At 72.7% G+C, this 17,571-nt stretch carries 15 protein-coding genes; 10 read left to right on the forward strand and 5 right to left on the reverse strand.

What is annotated here, in order from left to right; genetic code table 11:
- A partial coding sequence (locus FGF04_RS29420; RefSeq protein ID WP_149514442.1) for a LysR family transcriptional regulator occupies nt 1–823 on the reverse strand: 823 nt, incomplete at its 3' end.
- Nucleotides 824–927: 104 nt separating this feature from the next.
- Here FGF04_RS29420 and FGF04_RS29425 point away from each other — a divergent pair.
- Nucleotides 928–1,833: an NAD(P)H-binding protein gene (locus FGF04_RS29425; protein ID WP_149514321.1), complete on the forward strand. Its 906-nt coding sequence runs from the start codon at nt 928–930 to the stop codon at nt 1,831–1,833.
- A 32-nt stretch (nt 1,834–1,865) separates the two neighbouring features.
- Nucleotides 1,866–2,231 (forward strand): darcynin family protein, encoded by a 366-nt coding sequence (locus tag FGF04_RS29430; RefSeq protein WP_149514322.1) that lies wholly within the window; start codon nt 1,866–1,868, stop codon nt 2,229–2,231.
- An 18-nt stretch (nt 2,232–2,249) separates the two neighbouring features.
- On the opposite strand, the gene FGF04_RS29435 is transcribed toward FGF04_RS29430, so the two are convergent.
- Nucleotides 2,250–3,035, reverse strand: a complete 786-nt coding sequence (locus FGF04_RS29435) for an SCO4225 family membrane protein (RefSeq protein WP_235882552.1) — start codon at nt 3,033–3,035, stop codon at nt 2,250–2,252.
- Nucleotides 3,036–3,336: 301 nt separating this feature from the next.
- Here FGF04_RS29435 and FGF04_RS29440 point away from each other — a divergent pair, with 301 nt between their 5' ends.
- Nucleotides 3,337–4,971 carry a penicillin-binding transpeptidase domain-containing protein gene (locus FGF04_RS29440; RefSeq protein ID WP_149514323.1) on the forward strand — a complete coding sequence of 545 codons (1,635 nt, stop codon included), beginning with the start codon at nt 3,337–3,339 and terminating at the stop codon, nt 4,969–4,971.
- A 148-nt stretch (nt 4,972–5,119) separates the two neighbouring features.
- Nucleotides 5,120–6,835, forward strand: coding sequence for a penicillin-binding transpeptidase domain-containing protein (locus FGF04_RS29445; RefSeq protein ID WP_149514324.1), 1,716 nt, complete (start codon nt 5,120–5,122; stop codon nt 6,833–6,835).
- Between the two features lie 125 nt (nt 6,836–6,960).
- On the opposite strand, the gene FGF04_RS29450 is transcribed toward FGF04_RS29445, so the two are convergent.
- A complete protein-coding gene (locus FGF04_RS29450) occupies nt 6,961–7,302 on the reverse strand; it encodes an SsgA family sporulation/cell division regulator (protein WP_149514325.1) in 342 nt (113 codons plus the stop codon).
- Nucleotides 7,303–7,476: 174 nt separating this feature from the next.
- Between FGF04_RS29450 and FGF04_RS29455 the strand changes: the two genes are divergently transcribed.
- The 5 genes from FGF04_RS29455 to FGF04_RS29475 all read left to right on the forward strand — a co-directional run bounded on the left by FGF04_RS29455 (nt 7,477) and on the right by FGF04_RS29475 (nt 12,929).
- The gene (locus FGF04_RS29455) at nt 7,477–8,571 is read left to right on the forward strand and encodes an energy-coupling factor ABC transporter permease (protein ID WP_149514326.1); all 1,095 of its coding nucleotides are present in this window, start codon (nt 7,477–7,479) and stop codon (nt 8,569–8,571) included.
- Between the two features lies 1 nt (nt 8,572).
- Entirely contained in the window at nt 8,573–9,334 is a 762-nt protein-coding gene (gene cbiQ / locus FGF04_RS29460) for a cobalt ECF transporter T component CbiQ (protein WP_149514327.1), read from the forward strand.
- Nucleotides 9,322–10,113, forward strand: coding sequence for an energy-coupling factor ABC transporter ATP-binding protein (locus tag FGF04_RS29465; protein ID WP_149514328.1), 792 nt, complete (start codon nt 9,322–9,324; stop codon nt 10,111–10,113). The genes cbiQ and FGF04_RS29465 overlap by 13 nt, the downstream gene beginning before the upstream one ends.
- 26 nt (nt 10,114–10,139) lie before the next feature.
- Entirely contained in the window at nt 10,140–11,312 is a 1,173-nt protein-coding gene (locus FGF04_RS29470; RefSeq protein WP_149514444.1) for a serine hydrolase domain-containing protein, read from the forward strand.
- Between the two features lie 264 nt (nt 11,313–11,576).
- Nucleotides 11,577–12,929 (forward strand): eCIS core domain-containing protein, encoded by a 1,353-nt coding sequence (locus FGF04_RS29475; protein ID WP_149514329.1) that lies wholly within the window; start codon nt 11,577–11,579, stop codon nt 12,927–12,929.
- 152 nt (nt 12,930–13,081) lie between these two features.
- On the opposite strand, the gene FGF04_RS29480 is transcribed toward FGF04_RS29475, so the two are convergent.
- Both FGF04_RS29480 and FGF04_RS29485 read right to left on the reverse strand, forming a co-directional pair.
- Nucleotides 13,082–13,588 carry a YbaK/EbsC family protein gene (locus FGF04_RS29480; protein ID WP_149514330.1) on the reverse strand — a complete coding sequence of 169 codons (507 nt, stop codon included), beginning with the start codon at nt 13,586–13,588 and terminating at the stop codon, nt 13,082–13,084.
- A gap of 83 nt (nt 13,589–13,671) precedes the next feature.
- Entirely contained in the window at nt 13,672–14,262 is a 591-nt protein-coding gene (locus tag FGF04_RS29485; protein ID WP_149514331.1) for a TetR/AcrR family transcriptional regulator, read from the reverse strand.
- 206 nt (nt 14,263–14,468) lie between these two features.
- On the opposite strand from FGF04_RS29485, the gene FGF04_RS29490 reads away from it, so the two are divergent.
- The coding region (locus FGF04_RS29490; RefSeq protein ID WP_149514445.1) for a S41 family peptidase at nt 14,469–17,571 on the forward strand (3,103 nt) is incomplete at its 3' end.

A 17,571-nucleotide genomic window follows, 5' to 3' on the forward strand; every position in this document is an offset into this window, starting at 1 on the left:
CGTCGAGGAGGCGCAGGCCGCGGGTCTCGGCGTCCTGGGCGAGGGGTGAGGGGGGCTCGCCGGGGAGCGCGGCGGGGACGAGGCAGACGACGTCGCTGCGGGCGGCGAGGGTCATCGCGGCCAGGTGGGCCGGGAGGACCACGTCGACCCGCCGGCGCAGGCCCCGTTCGGCCAGGGCGGTGTCGAGGGGGCCGGTGAACCGGCCGCGGCGGCTGACCGCGACGTGCCGGGCCGCGGCGAGCCGCTCCGGGGTCAGCGTCCCCTCGGTGAGGGGGTGGCCGGGCCGGACGGCCGCCACCATGCGCAGGCGGACCAGTTCCTCGACCTGGGTCTCGGGGTCCACGTGGTCGATGGATCCGACCTCCAGGTCGATCCGGCCGTCGCGCAGGGCGGGCCCGGCCTCCAGTTCCTCCGCCCGGACCCGGAACGAGACCTCCGGCGCCTCCCGCCGGGCGAGCTCCAGCAGCCCGGGGACCAGGGCCGCGCCGACCAGGTCGGCGGTCTGGAGGGTGAAGGTGCCGCGGAGGCCGGCGGGGTCGACGCTCGTGCCGGGGCTGAGCAGCGCCCCGAGGCTGCGCACCACCGCGGCCGCCTCCTCGCGCAGCGCCTGGGCGCGCGGGGTGGGGACCATGGTCTGCCCGGCCCGGACCAGGAGCGGGTCCTGGAGGACGCGGCGCAGCCGGGCGAGCGTACGGCTCATGGCGGCGGGCGAGGTGTGCAGGCGCGCGGCGGCGCGGGTCACGCTCTGCTCGGCCAGCAGGGCGTCCAGCGCGAGGGCGAGGTTGGCGTCGATGACCGGATTCGTGCTGCTCACCAGCATCATTCCATTTCCGTCAATGATTGCGTGCCGAAGTTCCCATTGTGGCATCGCGCGGGCCCTCAGCAGGATGGACGGCGTAACGGAACGCCACGGACTGCGAGGTCTTCATGATCGTCATCACCGCTCCCACCGGGAACATCGGCCGTCACCTGCTCCCCCGGCTCCTGGAGTCCGCCCCCGCCGCGGGCGAGGAACTGCGCGTGGTCGTCCGCGATCCCGCCCGGCTCCCGGACGCCGCGCGCGGACGCGTCGAGGTGGTCACCGGCTCGCACGCCGACGCCGCGGTCCTCGACCGGGCCTTCGCGGGCGCGGACGCCGTCTTCTGGCTCGTCCCGCCCGACGCCTCCCGGCCCCCGCGGGACGGCTGGAGCGGTTTCACCCGCCCCGCCCTCAAGGCGCTCACCGCGCACGGCGTCGGCCATGTCGTCGGCGTCTCCGCGCTCGGCCGCGGCACCCCGCTCGCCGACCGGGCCGGCCTGGTCACCGCCACCCTCGCCGTGGACGACCTCATCGCCGGCACCGGCGTCGCGTACCGGGCCCTGGCCAACCCGTCCTTCTTCGAGAACCTCCTGGAGGAGTGCGACTCGATCCGCGAGAAGGGCGTCTTCACCGACACCCTCGACGCCGACCGCAAGGTCCCCCTCGTCGCGGTCGCCGACATCGCGGACGCCGCCGCCCGCCTGCTCCTCGACCGCTCGTGGACCGGCAACGGCAGCGTCCCCGTCCTCGGGCCGCAGGACCTGTCCCCCGACGACCTGGCCCGCGTCATGACCGAACAGCTCGGCCGCCCCGTCCGCTACGTACGGCAGTCGCTGGACGAGCTGTACGGCGATCTCATCGGCTACGGCCTCGACGAGGAGTTCGCCCGGGCCGTGGTCGACATGAAGCGGGCCAAGGACGAGGGCCTCGACGCCGGCGTCGCCCGCACCGCGGCCACCGCCTCCCCCACGACCTTCGCGCACTGGTGCGCCGAGGTCCTCAGGCCCGCCGTCCTCTCACCTTCCTGTTCCTGACGGAACCGTCCGACCTTTTGGAGAAGATCCTGATGTCCATCGAGAAGACCGAACCGCCGGTCACTGCGTTCATGCTGGTCAAGACCAACCCCGAATGGCTCGCCCTGACCGTCCAGGAACGCGTGGACGCCTTCACCACCCAGGTCCTGCCGGCCATCGAGGCGAAGACCAGCGGTGTCCGGTCGCGCTTCTACGACACGGAGTTCTACTCCGCCCGCGTCACCGACGTCTGGGTCTGGGAGGCCGAGGACCACCATGCCTACCAGCTCCTCGTCGACGCGCTGCGCGAAACCCCCTTCTGGGACCGCTACTTCGAGGTCGTCGATCTCCTCGTCGGCACCGAGAACGGTTACGCCCGCACCTACGGCCTCGACCCCGTGGCCACCGTCGCCACCTGACGTCCCGCCCCCGCGGGCTCAGGAGGGCACGGCGGTCCGGCGGGTCCTCAGGCCGTGAGCGAGGTGGCCGAACAGCACGGCGTTGAAGAGGCCGGACAGGGCCACGCCCGCGGAGAAGAGCAGCGGGTCCAGCCAGTCGGGCACGGCGGACTCCGCGGAGATCGGCACCAGGAGCGTCAGCATGCTGAGCGGGGCCGTGGCCATCAGCGGCCAGATCCCGGCGAACCCCGGGTCCGGCGACACGTACACGGCGTACAGGAAGAAGCCCAGGGCCGCCGCGACCACGGCGAGGTACCCGCGCCCGAGCCAGTTGTCCACCGCGGGGGCCAGGAGCGTCCGCACCCTTCGCAGGCCGTGGGACGCGGCGCTCTTGGGCCTCAGGGGCCTCGCGGGCCGCACGGGACTCACCGGCCTCACCGGCCCCGTGGACCCCGTAGACCCTGCGGACCCCGTGGACCTCACCGTGAGGGCGCCAAGCACCGCCGCGTTCACGAAGGCGCAGCCCAGGAGCCAGACCGACCAGAAGCCGACGGCGAGCACCTGGGCCGCGCCGCCCTCGGTGCCGGGGCCGAAGGGGAGGACCACGCTGAGGAAGGAGAGGGGCGCGGTGAGCACCAGGGGGCCCGCGGCGAAGCCGCTGTCCGGGAAGAGGAACATGACCGCGACCGAGCAGGCGACGACGGCCAGGTAGCCGCGGGCCAGCCAGTTGTCCGTGGCGAGGGCCAGGAGGCCGGGCCGGAGGCGGTCGGCGAAGCGGCCGGCCGGGTGGTCGGCGGGGCGGCGTGGGCCGGAGGTGTGCGGCATCGCGGGTTCCCTTCCTTCGGGTCGTCCCGGCGGGTCGTCCCGGGTGGTGGTCTCCACGGTGGACCGCGGGGCGCGTACGGGGATGAGTACGCGTACTCACCGGAGGACCGCATCCGGGCCCATCCCTGCCGGGTTCGGGCTCATCCCTGCCGGGTTCGGCCCCGTCCCGGCCGGGTTCGGGCTAACGATCGGGGAACACCGCCCCCATCCGTCACTCTCCCCGCATACAGTGCGACGCAGGGACACCGTTCTGAACGCGTTCAGAACGTGGTCGCGAAGGTGCACGGGGAGGGGGAGCGCGATGCGGAACGGAGCCAAGGTCGCCATCGTCGGTGGCGTGTTCGCCGTCGTGGTGGGCGGAGTCGGATACGGCGCCTACAACGTCGTGAGCACGGTGAACGGGGACGGCGGGTCCTCGGCGGCCGGCGCCGAGAGGACCGGGCCGCCGTCCGGCGACGAGGTCGAGGAGACCTCCGGGAAGTTCTTCGCGGCCTGGGAGCAGGGCGACGCCGCCGCGGCCGCGGACCTCACCGACAACGCCGCGGCCGCCAGGGAACTGCTCGTCGCCTACGGGGGCCAGGCCCACATCGGCAAGGTGAAGGTCACCCCCGGCAAGGCGGTCGGCACGCGCGTCCCCTTCTCGGTGTCGGCCACCGTGTCGTACGAGGGGAAGAGCAAGCCGCTGACGTACAAGAGCGAGCTGGGGATCGTGCGGGGCGAGACGACGGGCCGGGCGCTCGTCGACTGGCGGCCCTCCGTCCTGCACCCCGACCTGCAGGCCGGCGACACCCTGCTCACGGGCGAGTCGGCGAGCCCGCCCATCGAGGCGCTCGACCGCGACGGCGCCGTCCTGACCAAGGAGAAGTACCCCTCGCTCGGCCCCGTGCTCGACGCCCTGCGCGAGCGGTACGGCGACAAGGCGGGCGGCTCCCCCGGGGTCGAGCTCGCGATCCGGCACGCGGGCGAGGGCACGGGCGACACCACGCTGGTGACGCTCGCCAAGGGGAAGACCGGCAAGCTGCGCACGACGATCGGCGCGGGCGCGCAGGCGGCGGCCGAGAAGGCCGTCAAGCAGTACCCCGAGTCGTCCGTGGTCGCCGTGAAGCCGAGCACCGGCGAGGTGCTGGCGGTCGCGAACCACCGCGAGGACGCCTTCAACGCGGCCTTCCAGGGCAAGGCCGCCCCCGGCTCCACCATGAAGATCGTCACCGCGGCGATGCTCATCGACAACGGCGTCACCGCGATGAACGGCCCGGCGCCCTGTCCCGCGACCGCGACCTGGCAGAGCGGGACGTTCCACAACCTCACGGGCATGCAGCCCGACGAGAACGCCACGCTCGCCAACAGCTTCGCGCGCTCGTGCAACACGGCCTTCGTGAAGCTCGTCGACGGCTCCGACGAGCGCCCGCTCTCCGACGAATCGCTCACCGCCGAGGCGCAGGAGCGGTTCGGCATCGGCAAGGACTGGAAGACGGGCATCGTCTCCTTCGACGGGAGCGTCCCGGCCTCCGAGGGGGCCAAGCGCGCGGCCAACGCCATCGGCCAGGGCGACGTCCAGATGAACCCGCTGAACATGGCCTCGGTCACGGCGACCGCGATCACGGGCACCTTCCGCCAGCCCTACCTCGTGTCGCCGAAGCTGGACGGCCGCCAGCTGGCCACCGCGCGCGGCCTGCCGGGCGGTACCGTCGCCCAGCTGAAGCAGATGATGCGGCTCACCGCCACCAGCGGCACCGGCGCGCAGGCCATGGCGGGCCTCGGCGGCGACATCGGCGCCAAGACCGGCTCCGCCGAGGTCGACGGGCAGGAGACGTCCAACAGCTGGTTCACCGGTTTCCGGGGTGACGTCGCCGCCGCGGCCATGACGGAGAAGGGCGGCCACGGAGGGGACGCGGCGGGTCCGATTGTCGCAGCCGTGCTACGGACAGGTGGCTGAACCCACCCGCACAGGGCGGGACCCTAGGGTGGTGACTCTCGTTCTCACGGAGGTCGGTGGGAAGCGGGGGTCGGCAGGAGCCGGGGGTCGGTGAGAACCGGTGGAAACCGGTAGGAACCGGTGGGGAAACAGCGGAGGAACGGAAGTCGTGGGGAACAGAAGGCGCGCACCTGAGCGCGGCAGGACGAAGCCCGCCGTCGTCGGCGGGATGATCGCCGTGGTGGTCGGCGGTGCCGGACTCGGCGGCTACGCCCTGTTCGGCGGCGGGGCGTCGGCCGACGAGGGTTCCGCCGCCGACGCGAAGCGCGTCAAGTCCGGGCCCCTGTCGGCGGCCGAGGTGCGGACCACGGCCACCGCGTTCCTCACGGCCTGGCAGAAGGGCGACGTCCCCGCGGCCGCGGCGGTGACGAACGACACCGCGGCGGCGGCCGGCCTGCTCACCGGCTACGGCAAGGAGGCGCACGTCGAGGACGTGACGCTCACCGCCAAGAAGCGCTCCGGTGACGCCGTGCCGTTCTCCGTCAAGGGCACGGTCCGCTACAAGGGCCTGACCGAGCCCCTCGCGTACGAGTCCGAGCTCACCGTCGTACGGCGCGCCAAGGACGGGAAGCCGCTGGTCGACTGGCACGCGGCGGTCGTCCACCCGGAGCTGGAGGACGGCGACAAGCTGGTCACCGGCGAGGCCGGCACGCCCCCGGTCAAGGCCCTGGACCGGGACGGCGGCGAGCTGACCACCGCGAAGTACCCCTCGCTGGGGACGGTCCTCGACGGCCTGCGGGAGAAGTACGGCAAGAAGGCCGGCGGCAAGGCGGGCGTCGAGCTGCGGGTGGTCCGCGCCGGGTCCGGGGACGCCGAGGAGGCCGAGGACGCCGACGGCACGAAGAAGACCGCAGCCGAGAAGGAGGCGGACAAGAACCCCGACAAGACCCTGCTGGAGCTGAGCGAGGGCACGCCGGGCACGGTCCGTACGACGCTGAGCCCGTCCCTGCAGGCGACCGCCGAGCAGCAGGTGGCCGCGAAGTCCAAGGCGTCCGCGGTCATGATCAAGCCGTCGACCGGTGAGATCCTGGCCGTGGCGAACTCGGGGCACGGCTTCAACACCGCGTTCCAGGGCTCGCTCGCCCCCGGCTCGACGATGAAGATCGTCACGGCCTCGCTGCTCATCGACAAGGGGCTGGCGTCGACCGAGAAGGAGCACCCCTGCCCGAAGTACTCGACGTACGGCGGCTGGAAGTTCCAGAACGACGACAAGTTCGAGATCAAGGGCGGCACGTTCAAGGCGAGCTTCGCGCGCTCCTGCAACACGGCCTTCATCAGCCAGGCCAAGAAGCTGGACGACGACAGCCTGACGAAGCAGGCGCAGCAGGTGTTCGGGCTCGGCATGGACAACTGGGCCATCGGCGTGCCGACCTTCGACGGCTCGGTGCCGGTGCAGTCGCAGGCCCAGATGGCGGCCTCGCTGATCGGTCAGGGCGGGGTGCGGATGAACCCGCTGAACATGGCGTCGGTCGTCGCCACGGCCAAGACGGGCACGTTCCACCAGCCCTACCTGGTGCCGCCGACCGTCGACGACCGGACCCTCGCGAAGGCGTCCCGCTCCCTGTCCCCCGACACGCAGGCGCAGCTCAAGGAGCTGCTCCGGTACACGGCCGCGGCCGGTACGGCGGCCGAGGCGATGGCGGGGCTCGGCCCGGACTTCGGGGCGAAGACGGGGTCCGCGGAGGTCGACAACCAGAAGAAGCCCAACGGCTGGTTCACGGCCTGGAAGGGCGACCTGGCGGCGGCCGGCGTGGTCCAGCAGGGCGGCCACGGCGGCGAGACGGCGGGCCCGATCGTGGCGGCGCTGCTGAAAGCTGGCAGCTGACCCGATCGTGGCGGCGCTGCTGAAGGCCGGCAGCCGACCCGGAACCGACCGGGAGAGCCGCGGCACCGGCATCGACACCGACGCCGGCACAGGCACCGGCACCGGCACCGGCACCGGCACCGTTCCTAGCGGGCCACCGGCGTGGCCGAGTACGTCCGGCGCAGGAAGCGGATCAGCGTCTTCGTGTCGAACTGCACGACCGCCACACCCCGGGCCGAGTGGAACTCCATGACGGCCTGGACCCGGCCGCACGGCCAGATGCGTACGTCACCGGCGGCGGCCGGCGTCCGCAGACCCCGTTCGAGCAGGTCGCGGGCGAAGACCCACTCGTGGTGGCCGGGCAGCATGATGTGCACCCGCCGCGGGTCGGTCTCCGGGTCGTAGCGCAGGGCCACCGGCACGGCCGGCGGGTCCTGCGCCTCGTCCGTCACGATATGGGCGCGCGCGTACTGCTCAACGGCGGACATCGATCGCTCCCTCTTTGTGCGAATCCTTATCTAATGTCGCATATTTTCCGATATGCGCTCCCAGATGAGTCGTAGTCGCATGCGGGGACATCTCGCTCTTGCAAGCTGTTCGCATTAAGCCACTATCATCGAACGGTTACGGACACCCGGCCTGCCACGGAAGCGGAGCCCTCCATGCACGTCCCCGACGGATTCATCGACGCGCCCGTCTCGGTCGCCACCGGAGCCGTGGCCGCCGCGGCGGTCGCGGTGAGCCTGCGCGGCGCCCGCCGTGAGCTGGACGAACGCACCGCCCCGCTCGCCGGGCTGGTCGCCGCCTTCATCTTCGCGGTGCAGATGCTGAACTTCCCGGTCGCGGCCGGCACCAGCGGGCACCTGCTCGGAGGCGCGCTCGCCGCGATACTCGTGGGCCCCTTCACGGGGGTCCTCTGCGTCTCGGTCGTGCTCCTCATGCAGGGCATCCTCTTCGCCGACGGCGGCCTGACCGCGCTGGGCGTGAACATCACGAACATGGCGGTCGTCACCACGGTCGTGGCCTACGCCGTCTTCCGCGGCCTCGTAAAACTCCTGCCCAGGAAGCGTCGGTCCATTACCGTCTCGGCGTTCGCCGCCGCTGTGATCTCCGTCCCTGCCGCCGCCGTGGCCTTCACGCTGATCTACTGGATCGGCGGCACCACGGACGTCCCGATCGGGCAGGTCTTCACCGCCATGGTCGGCGTCCACCTCCTCATCGGCATCGGTGAGGCCACGATCACCGCACTCACGGTGGGCGCCGTCATCGCCGTACGGCCGGACCTCGTGTACGGGGCCCGCGGCCTGACCGCGCCCCTCAAGCTGCGGGTCAACGGCGAGCTGGTCGACACCCCCGCCGCCGAGCCCGTCCCGGTCGCCGCCCGTTCCCACCGCGGGGTGTGGCTGGTGGGCCTCGCCGCCTCGCTCGTACTCGCCGGCTTCGTCAGTTTTTACGCCTCCGCCAACCCCGACGGCCTGGAGAAGGTCGCCGCCGACAAGGGCATCGACGCCAAGGCCGAGGACCACGCCGCAGCCGACTCCCCGCTCGCCGACTACGGCGTCGAGGGCCTCGACAACGCGCGGATGTCCGGCGGCCTCGCGGGCGTGATCGGCGTGGGCGTCACGGTCGTCGCGGGCACCGGGATCTTCTGGACGGTCCGCAGGCGCCGTACGCCGGAGACGCCGTCCTCCGGAGCCTCGCCGTCCGGGACCTCCCCTTCGGAGACCTCGTCCGTGGCGCCCGGGAACTCCGCCTGACGTGGGCGCGGGCCACGCGCACCGGCTCTACCGGCACGGGCACTCCCCCGTGCACGGCCTGCCGCCGCACACCAAACTCGCCGCCGTCTTCGCCTTCGTACTGATCGTCGTCTCGACCCCGCGCGAGGCGATGTGGGCCTTCGGGCTGTACGCGCTGCTGCTGGCGGCCGTGGCGTACGCGGCCCGGGTCCCGGCCGGCTTCGTCCTCAAGCGGCTGCTGATCGAGGTGCCGTTCGTGGCCTTCGCGGTGCTGATGCCGTTCGTGGCGCGGGGCGAGCGGGTCGACGTGCTCGGCCTGTCCCTGAGCGTGAACGGCCTGTGGGGCGCCTGGAACGTGCTCGCCAAGGGCACCCTCGGCGTCGCCGCGTCCGTGCTGCTCGCCTCGACGACGGAACTGCGCGAGCTCCTGCTGGGCCTGCAGCGACTGAAGCTGCCCCCTCTCCTCGTACAGATCGCGTCCTTCATGATCCGGTACGGGGACGTCATCGCCGACGAGATGCGGCGGATGCGGATCGCGCGGGAGTCGCGCGGTTTCGAGGCGCGGGGCGTGCGGTCCTGGGGCGTCCTCGCCAAGTCCGCGGGCGCCCTGTTCATCCGCTCCTACGAGCGCGGGGAGCGGGTGCACCTCGCGATGGTCAGCCGGGGGTACGCCGGCTCGATGCCGGTGATCGACGACGTGACCGCGTCCCGGGCGCAGTGGACGTACGCCTTCGCCCTCCCGTTCGCCGCGCTCGTCGTCTGTCTGCTGGGATGGACCCTGTGACCCACTCCGCGCCCCCCGCGTCCTCGTCCCCGCCCCCCTCCCTGGAGGTGGCCGGGCTGGCCTTCGCCTACCCCGACGGGCACCAGGCCCTGTTCGGTGTGGACTTCACCGTCGGGCGGGGTGAGCGGGTGGCCCTGCTCGGCCCGAACGGCGCCGGCAAGACGACCCTCGTGCTGCACCTCAACGGCATCCTGACCGCCGGCGCCGGGACCGTGACGGTCGCCGGGCTGCCCGTCGGCAAGGAGCACATGGCGCAGATCCGGCGCAAGGTCGGCATCGTCTTCCAGGACCCGGACGACCAGCTCTTCATGCCGAGCGTGCGCGAGGACGTCGCCTTCGGGCCCGCGTCCGCCGGGCTGAAGGGTCCCGAGCTGGAGGCGCGGGTGCGCACGGCCCTCGAACAGGTCGGCATGGCGGACTTCGCCGACCGCCCGCCGCACCACCTCTCCTTCGGCCAGCGGCGCCGGGTGGCGGTCGCGACCGTCCTGGCGATGGAGCCGGAGATCCTCGTCCTGGACGAGCCGTCGTCCAACCTCGACCCGGCCTCGCGGCGCGAACTCGCCGACATCCTGCGCTCGCTGGACGTGACCGTGCTGATGGTCACGCACGACCTGCCGTACGCCCTCGAACTGTGCCCGCGCGCCCTGGTCCTCAGCGACGGCGTGATCGCGGCGGACGGCGCGACGGGCGAGCTGCTCTCGGACGTCGCGCTGATGCGCGAGCACCGTCTGGAGCTGCCGTTCGGCTTCGACCCGCGCTCGGTGACAATGGGCACGTGACGCGCGCGGCGGAGGGTACGGACGTGGTGGATGTGAACGGCACGGTGGCCGAGGGCTTCGAGCCGGTCAGGGCGGCGTTCGTACGGAACTTCGAGGTGCTCGGGGACCGGGGCGCGGCGGTCGCGGTGTACCGGGACGGCCACAAGGTCGTGGACCTGTGGGCGGGCACGAAGGACGTCGACGGTTCCGGTACGGAGCCGTGGGCGCGCGGCACCGCGCAGCTCGTGCGCTCGGCGACGAAGGGGGTCGCGGCGGCGGCGCTCCTCCTCCTCCACCAGCGGGGCCTGCTGGACCTGGACGCGCCGGTGGGCGAGTACTGGCCCGGGTTCAAGGCGGCGGGCAAGGAGCGGGTGCTGGTGCGGCACGTGCTCTCGCACCGGGCCGGGCTGCCGGTCCTGGACCACCCGCTCACGCCCGGGGAGTCGCTGGACCCCCTGCGGGGCGCCGAGGCGGTCGCCCGCCAGGCCCCGGTGTGGGAGCCGGGCACGGACCACGGCTACCACGCGCTGACGTACGGCTGGCTGACCGGTGAGCTGGTGCGGCGGATCACGGGCGCCGGCATCGGCGACTGGACAGCCCGGGAGATCGCGGGCCCGGCGGGCGCGGACCTGTGGATCGGGCTGCCGCAGCGCGAAGCTCACCGGGTGGGCCGGGTGAGCCGGATCGAGACACCGCCGGCCGACGGCGCCCTGCGGGCCCGCCCGAAGCGGTCGGTCACGGCGGCCTACGAGGACCCGTCCTCCCTCACCCGCCGGGCGTTCGCCGCGATCTCCCCGTTCCCGGACCAGAACGACCCGGCGTACCGGGCGGCGGCGCTCCCCGCGACGAACGGCATCGCGACGGCGGACGGCCTGGCGCGCTTCTACGCGTCGCTGATAGGCGAGGTGGAGGGTGGCGGCGCCCGCCTCTTCACCCCACAAACCCTGTCGGCGGCCCGCACGGAGGAGTCCGCGGGCCCGGACCGCGTCCTGGTCGTCAACACCCGCTTCGGCCTGGGTTACATGCTCCACGGCTCGGCCTCCCCGTTCCTGTCCCCGGGCTCCTTCGGTCACCCGGGCCGCGGCGGCTCCCTGGGCTTCGCGGACCCGGAGTCGGCCACGGCCTTCGCCTACGTGACGAACGGCTTCCGCAAAACGGTCACGGCGGACCCGAGGGCCCAGGCGCTGGTACGGGCGGTACGGGGCGCGGTGTCACCCTGAGCCGTTCCGCTCCGCATCGCCGTACGGCCCGGCCGCGCAGGAGGCCGCCTCCTGGGGCAGGGGTCCTGCATCCATCAGTGCCCTCAAGGGCCTTCCGCCCACGGCCCCTTCGGGATCCACTGGTCAGTCAGCTCCTGTCCAGCTGCCGTGAGGGAGAAGATTTCCGTGCAAGGCCACGAAGAGAAGTTGAGCAAGGACACGCGGCCGGGCGGTGTCAGAGCGCGGCAGCTCCCTTCGTCCACGCGGTCCACCGCCTCTCCTGTCATGGCACCCCACAGGGCGGCCGGCGCGGGGGCGGGCGGTCGGAACCCGGCGTCGATGCTGGCGTTGCAGCGGTCCGTGGGCAACGCCTCCGTTGTCCAGCTGCTGGCGAACGAGCGGCACAGCCACTCGTCGTCGTGCGGGCACTCCCTGGAGGGGCCCGTGCAGCGCCGGATGCACGTGGCCGAGCACCAGCACGAGGACGAACAGCAGGCCCAGGCTCAGGCCGTGCACGAGGTGCTGAAGTCGTCGGGGCGCCCGCTGGACGGACCGACGCTCAACGAGATGCAGGCGCGGCACGGCGGCGCGGACTTCTCCACGGTGCGGGTGCACGACGACATCAAGGCCCAGCGGTCGGCGGCCGCGATCGGGGCCCGTGCGTACACCTCGGGCGAGAACATCGTGCGGGGCAAGGACGGTTTCGACAAGAAGACCCTCGCGCACGAGCTCAAGCACGTGCTGCAGCAGCGCGAGGGGCCGGTTGCGGGGACGCCGACCGGTGGCGGGCTGACCCTGAGTGACAGGAACGACCACCACGAGCGGGAGGCCGAGGCGTCCTCGAACGAGGTCATGGCCGGTCCCGTACCCGTGCAGTCGGCGCCCGCGACGGAAGGCGCGGAGTCCGGGCCGCAGTCCAGGACGGTCGCCGGTTCCCCGAACGTGCAGCGGGCCAGGACCAAGGAGGAGTCGAGGGGCTCGAGGAGTTCGGGGAAGCGGAAGGCGGACCGGGAGAAGGGGGAGAGCCCGCCGCGCGAGCGACGCAAGACCCGTGGCAGCGAACGGCCCGCGGCGGACCTGGACAGGCCGATCCTGTCCTTCACCTCCGAGTACACCGGCGACGACGTCCAGAATCTCGACTACGACGCGAACATCGGGTTCCAGCAGACCGCCACCCTGTACAACCCGGAGAACTCGACGTCGACCGTCGCCGCCAACTACCACTTCTGGCAGGAGGTCACCGACTCGAACGTGCAGGTCGTCGAGTCCATGGGCCTGAACAAGAACCAGCGCTCACGCCGGGGTTGGCAGGTGGACGGCCCCTACCGGCCGAACTACGACGACTGGAGCATCCACAACGGTGCCCAGGCCATCTCCTTCACCGACTCACCCGGCTTCACGGGCACCATGCGCATGTCCCCGGGGTACTTCCTGAAGTCCTACCAGGTCAGTTTCCGCTGGAAGGTCGCCAAGAACAACGGGCAGAGCTTCAGGAACACGACGGCCGGCTGGACCAGCCCCGTCATGACGCACACGGTGACGTCGGCCTTCGATCCCGAGAACCCGCGCGAGTCGGCCCATGTCGTCCACGAGGCGGCAGGCGGCGCCACGTGGCAGGTGGACCTCTCCGGGTCGTAGGAGCCGAGGCGGAGGGCCGCGGCGCACGCCGTCGCGGCCCACGGACCGGTGCGAACCGGCCGCCGCCCAGCCGTCGGGAACCTCGTGGGCTATCGCGTTCCAGCTCGCATGGGTGACCGCCGCGGCCAGGACGGCCGTGGTGACCAGCGGCGTCACGCGCGCCGCTCGCGCACGTCCGCCAGGGTGCCGCCCGCGTGGTGGACCAGGGTCTTGGGGTTCATCGGGAAGACGGAGTACGGGGTGCCGGCCGCCGCCCAGACGATGTCGTGGTCCAGCAGGGAGCGGTCGGCCAGGACGCGGGTCTTGGTGCGGTGGCCGAAGGGGGGCACGCCGCCGATCGCGTAGCCGGTCGTCTCGCGCACGACGTCCGCGTCGGCCCGGGTGACCTTCTCCGCGCCCAGCTCCTGGCGCACGAGGTCGAGGTCGACGCGGGACGCGCCGTCCATGAGGACCAGGACCGGGACGCCGTCCGCCGCGAAGATCAGCGATTTGCAGATCTCGCTCTGGTCGCAGCCGATGGCCGCCGCGGCCTCGGCGGCCGTGCGGGTGGCTTCCGGGAAGCGGCGGACCTGGGACAGGAGGTCGTCCAGGCCCAGCTTGTCCACGGCTTCGGCGAAGCGGGGGTGGGCTGCGGTGGGTTCTTGTGCGGCGGCAGTCATGGGAGCACGCTAGTGGGTCGTCTCCTCGGGCCACATCCCGATTGCGCGCGGCGGACCGTGCACCGCCGGTGGAGCCCGCCGGGTCAGGCGACCAGGGCCGGGAGGACCACCGCGTCGATGTACGAGGACAGGAACGCCTGGGTCGGCGGCTCGTCGTCGATCATCGTGCGGGCCACGAAGGCCCCGATGATCATGTGCAGTACGTAGCCGATCGCGGCGTTGTCCGCACGGACCTCGCCCCGGTCGACGGCGCGCTGCACCACCTGGCCCAGCTCCTCCAGCTCCGGTTCGATCAGCCACTCCCGCAGCGCGGCCAGCAGGTCGGGGTGCGCGTGCACCGCCGTGCCCAGGGCCCGCATGAGGGAGGAGTTCTGCTCCATCTCGCAGTCGTCCTGGCGGGTGGCCATCGCCTGGAGGTCGCCCCGCAGGGAACCGGTGTCCACGTTGAAGACGTCGACCGGCTTGTGGTGCCGGATCGCCCTCGCCACCAGCTCCGCCTTGCCGCCCCACTGGCGGTAGAGCGTGGCCTTGCTGGAGCGGGTACGGGCCGCCACGGCGTCCATGGTCAGGGAGTCGTAGCCGACCTCTCTGAGCAGGTCGAGCACGGCCTCGTACAGCTCGGCCTCGCGCTCGGGCGTGATCCGGCTGCGACGCGTCGTCGCTGTCCCAGCCATTCCCCGCACCGCCTCCACTCGAACGAAACCCTCTCGTACGCCTTCGAAGATACCCTGCGCGCAAACGAAACGAAACAGTTTCGTACGTGTGACACATCACCCGTCCCTCGGGAACCCGGGCCACGGATCACCGCTCACCGATCCCGGATCCCGGATCACGGGGACCACGAGTTGCCGGGCCCCGCCCGCCGGAAAAGCATGGGTGGGTGAGCGACGAGTGCGAGAACCCGAACGGCCCCGGTGTCTATCTGCGCTTCCCGCACCTCAGCGGCGACCGGCTGTGCTTCGTGGCCGAGGACGACGTCTGGGTGGCCCCCCTCGACCGGCCCGGCCGCGCCTGGCGGCTCACCGCCGACCGTACGAAGGCGAGCCACCCGCGCTTCTCCCCCGACGGGCGGCACATCGCGTACACGACCTGGCGCAGTCACGCCCCCGAGATCCAGCTGGCGCCCGTGGACGGCGGTCCCGGCCGGCGGCTCACCCACTGGGGCAGCGCCGACACCCGGGTCTGCGGCTGGACTCCCCCCGACCAGGACGGGAACAGCGACATCCTCGCCGTCGCCTCGCACGGCGAGCCCTTCTCGTACTTCACCTGGGCCTACAGCGTGCCCGTCGACGGCGACCCCGGCGGCCGGCTGCCGTGGGGCCCGGTCTCCGACATCAAGGTCGCCGACATCGACGGTGAGCGCAGGACCCTGCTGCTCACCGGCACTCCCCCGCACGAGCCCGCCGCTTGGAAGCGCTACCGCGGCGGCGCCACCGGACGGCTGTGGCTGCACGGGCAGCGCCTCCTGGAGGACCTCGACGGGCACCTGCACTCGCCGATGTTCGTCGGGTCGCGGATCGCCTTCCTCTCCGACCACGAGGGCGTCGGCAACCTGTACTCGTGCCGGCACGACGGGTCCGACCTGCGGCGCCACACGGACCACGACACCTTCTACGCCCGGCACGCCTCCGGCGACGGCAGCCGGATCGTCTACCAGTGCGCGGGCGAGGTGTGGATCGTCGAGGACCTGGCCGCGGACGCCCGGCCCCGCCGGATCGACGTACGGCTCGGCGGGCCGCGCACCGGGCGCCGCCCCTACCAGGTGCCGGCCGCCCAGCACGTCGACGGCATCTCGGTCGACGACACGGGCCGGGCCAGCGCCGTCGTCGTACGCGGCAGCCTGTACTGGCTGACGCACCGCGACGGCCCGGCGCGCACCCTCGCGGACACCCCGGGTGTACGCGTCCGGCTGCCGGAGATGCTCGGTTCCGGCGGGCAGGTGGCGTACGTGACCGACGCGGAGGGCGAGGACGCCGTCGAGATCGCCTCCCTGCCCCGCGCGACGGACGCGCGCGAGCCGCGCCGACTGGCCTCCGGCGGACTGGGCCGCGTCCTCGAACTCGTCTCCGACCCACAGGGCGAACGGCTCGCGATCGCCTCCCACGACGGCCGGGTACTCCTCCTCACCCTGGCGGACGGGGACGCGGCCCAGTCCGCCGGGGACGGGGACGGGAGCGAGAACGCCGCGGACGGCGGGGGCGACACGGTCACCGAGCTCGTCCGGTCCGTCAACGGGCCCGTGCGCGACCTCGCCTTCTCACCCGACGGAGCCTGGCTGACCTGGTCGCACCCGGGGATCGGCCGCACGCTCCGGCAGATCAGGATGGCGCGCATCGCGGGGCCCGGCGAACCCCTCGTCGTCGACGTCACCGACGGCCGCTTCGAGGACGAGAACCCGGTCTTCACCTCGGACGGCCGCTTCCTCGCCTTCCTGTCCTGGCGCGGCTTCGACCCGGTGTACGACGTCCACACCGGCGACCTCTCCTTCCCGCTGGGCTGCCGCCCGTACCTCGTACCGCTCTCCTCGGCGACCCCGTCCCCGTTCGCGCTGACCCCCGAGGGCCGTCCGGCGGCCGGCGGCCTGGACGACGCGGCGGGCGGCGGAGGCGGCGCGGTCATCGTCGAGACCGAGGGCCTGGAGAGCCGGGTGACGCCCTTCCCGGTCACCGCCTCCAAGTACTCGGCGCTGTACCCGGTCGCGGGCGGCGGCCTCGTCTGGCTGCGCTGGCCGATCTCGGGGGCGCTCGGCGAGACGTTCGCGAACCCGGACGACACCAGCGGCCGACCGACCCTCGAACACTTCGACCTCGTCAAGGCGAAGAAGTCCGAACTCGTCGAGCACCTCGACTGGTTCGCGCCCAGCGGCGACGGCAGCCGGCTCGTCGTGGTCGACGACGGGGAGCTGCGGGCCGTACCGGCCACCGAGTCCGGCGACGGCGACTCGACCGTCTGGATCGACCTGCGCCGCATCCTGCACGAGGCCGACCCGGCCGCCGAGTGGCGCCAGGCGTACGCGGAGGCGGGCCGCCTCGTGCGGGCGTACTTCTGGGACCCGGGGATGTGCGGCATCGACTGGCAGGGCGTCCTGGACCAGTACCGGCCGCTGGTCGAACGGGTCGCGTCCCCCGACGAGTTCGCGGACCTGCTGCGCGAGGTGCTGGGCGAACTGGGCACCTCGCACGCGTACGTGGTCGCCGCGCGCCGCAACGAGGGGCCGCCGCACTACCGGCGGCCGCAGGGACTGCTGGGCGCCAACTTCGTGCGCCGGGACGGCGGCTGGGTCGTCCGGCGCATCCTGCCGGGCGACTCCTCCGACTCCAAGGCGCGTTCACCGCTGGCCGGCACGGGCATCCGCGAGGGGGCGCGGCTCACCCATGTGGACGGGCGGCCCGTCGACCCCGTCGCCGGCCCGTTCCCGCTGCTCGCGGGGGCGGGCGGGACGACGGTGGAGCTGACCTTCGTCCCGGAGCCCTCGGCCGAGGACGCCGGGGGCGAGGTGCGCCCGCGCCGGGTGGCGGTGGTCCCGCTGGTCGACGAGCGTCCGCTGCGCTACCAGGACTGGGTGGCCAAACGGCGTGCGGTGGTACGGGAGCTGAGCGGCGGCCGGTGCGGCTACCTGCACATCCCCGACATGGGCGGCTCGGGGTGGGCGCAGTTCAACCGCGACCTGCGCATGGAGGTGTCGCGGCCCGCCCTCATCGTCGACGTGCGCGGCAACGCGGGCGGGCACATCAGCGAGCTGGTCATCGAGAAGCTCACCCGTACGATCATGGGCTGGGACCTGACCCGTGACGCGCAGCCGGTGTCGTACGCGTCCAACGCCCCGCGCGGGCCGGTGGTCGCGCTGGCGGACGAGATGACCTCGTCGGACGGCGACATGATCACGGCGGCGTTCAAACTGCTGGAGCTGGGACCGGTGGTGGGGCAGCGCACGTGGGGCGGGGTCGTCGGGATGACCGGGCGGCACGAGCTGGGGGACGGGT

The sequence above is a fragment of the Streptomyces apricus genome (assembly GCF_008369065.1).
GTDB classification, from domain to species: domain Bacteria; phylum Actinomycetota; class Actinomycetes; order Streptomycetales; family Streptomycetaceae; genus Streptomyces; species Streptomyces apricus.

What these genes read in the sequence shown, in the direction of transcription:
- FGF04_RS29480 (WP_149514330.1), bottom strand. Translation starts at nt 13,588, where the DNA reads ATGACTGCCGCCGCACAAGAACCCACCGCAGCCCACCCCCGCTTCGCC.
- FGF04_RS29475 (WP_149514329.1), top strand. Translation starts at nt 11,577, where the DNA reads ATGGCACCCCACAGGGCGGCCGGCGCGGGGGCGGGCGGTCGGAACCCG.
- FGF04_RS29435 (WP_235882552.1), bottom strand. Translation starts at nt 3,035, where the DNA reads ATGCCGCACACCTCCGGCCCACGCCGCCCCGCCGACCACCCGGCCGGC.
- FGF04_RS29455 (WP_149514326.1), top strand. Translation starts at nt 7,477, where the DNA reads ATGCACGTCCCCGACGGATTCATCGACGCGCCCGTCTCGGTCGCCACC.
- FGF04_RS29440 (WP_149514323.1), top strand. Translation starts at nt 3,337, where the DNA reads ATGCGGAACGGAGCCAAGGTCGCCATCGTCGGTGGCGTGTTCGCCGTC.
- FGF04_RS29450 (WP_149514325.1), bottom strand. Translation starts at nt 7,302, where the DNA reads ATGTCCGCCGTTGAGCAGTACGCGCGCGCCCATATCGTGACGGACGAG.
- FGF04_RS29485 (WP_149514331.1), bottom strand. Translation starts at nt 14,262, where the DNA reads ATGGCTGGGACAGCGACGACGCGTCGCAGCCGGATCACGCCCGAGCGC.
- FGF04_RS29465 (WP_149514328.1), top strand. Translation starts at nt 9,322, where the DNA reads ATGGACCCTGTGACCCACTCCGCGCCCCCCGCGTCCTCGTCCCCGCCC.
- FGF04_RS29425 (WP_149514321.1), top strand. Translation starts at nt 928, where the DNA reads ATGATCGTCATCACCGCTCCCACCGGGAACATCGGCCGTCACCTGCTC.
- FGF04_RS29430 (WP_149514322.1), top strand. Translation starts at nt 1,866, where the DNA reads ATGTCCATCGAGAAGACCGAACCGCCGGTCACTGCGTTCATGCTGGTC.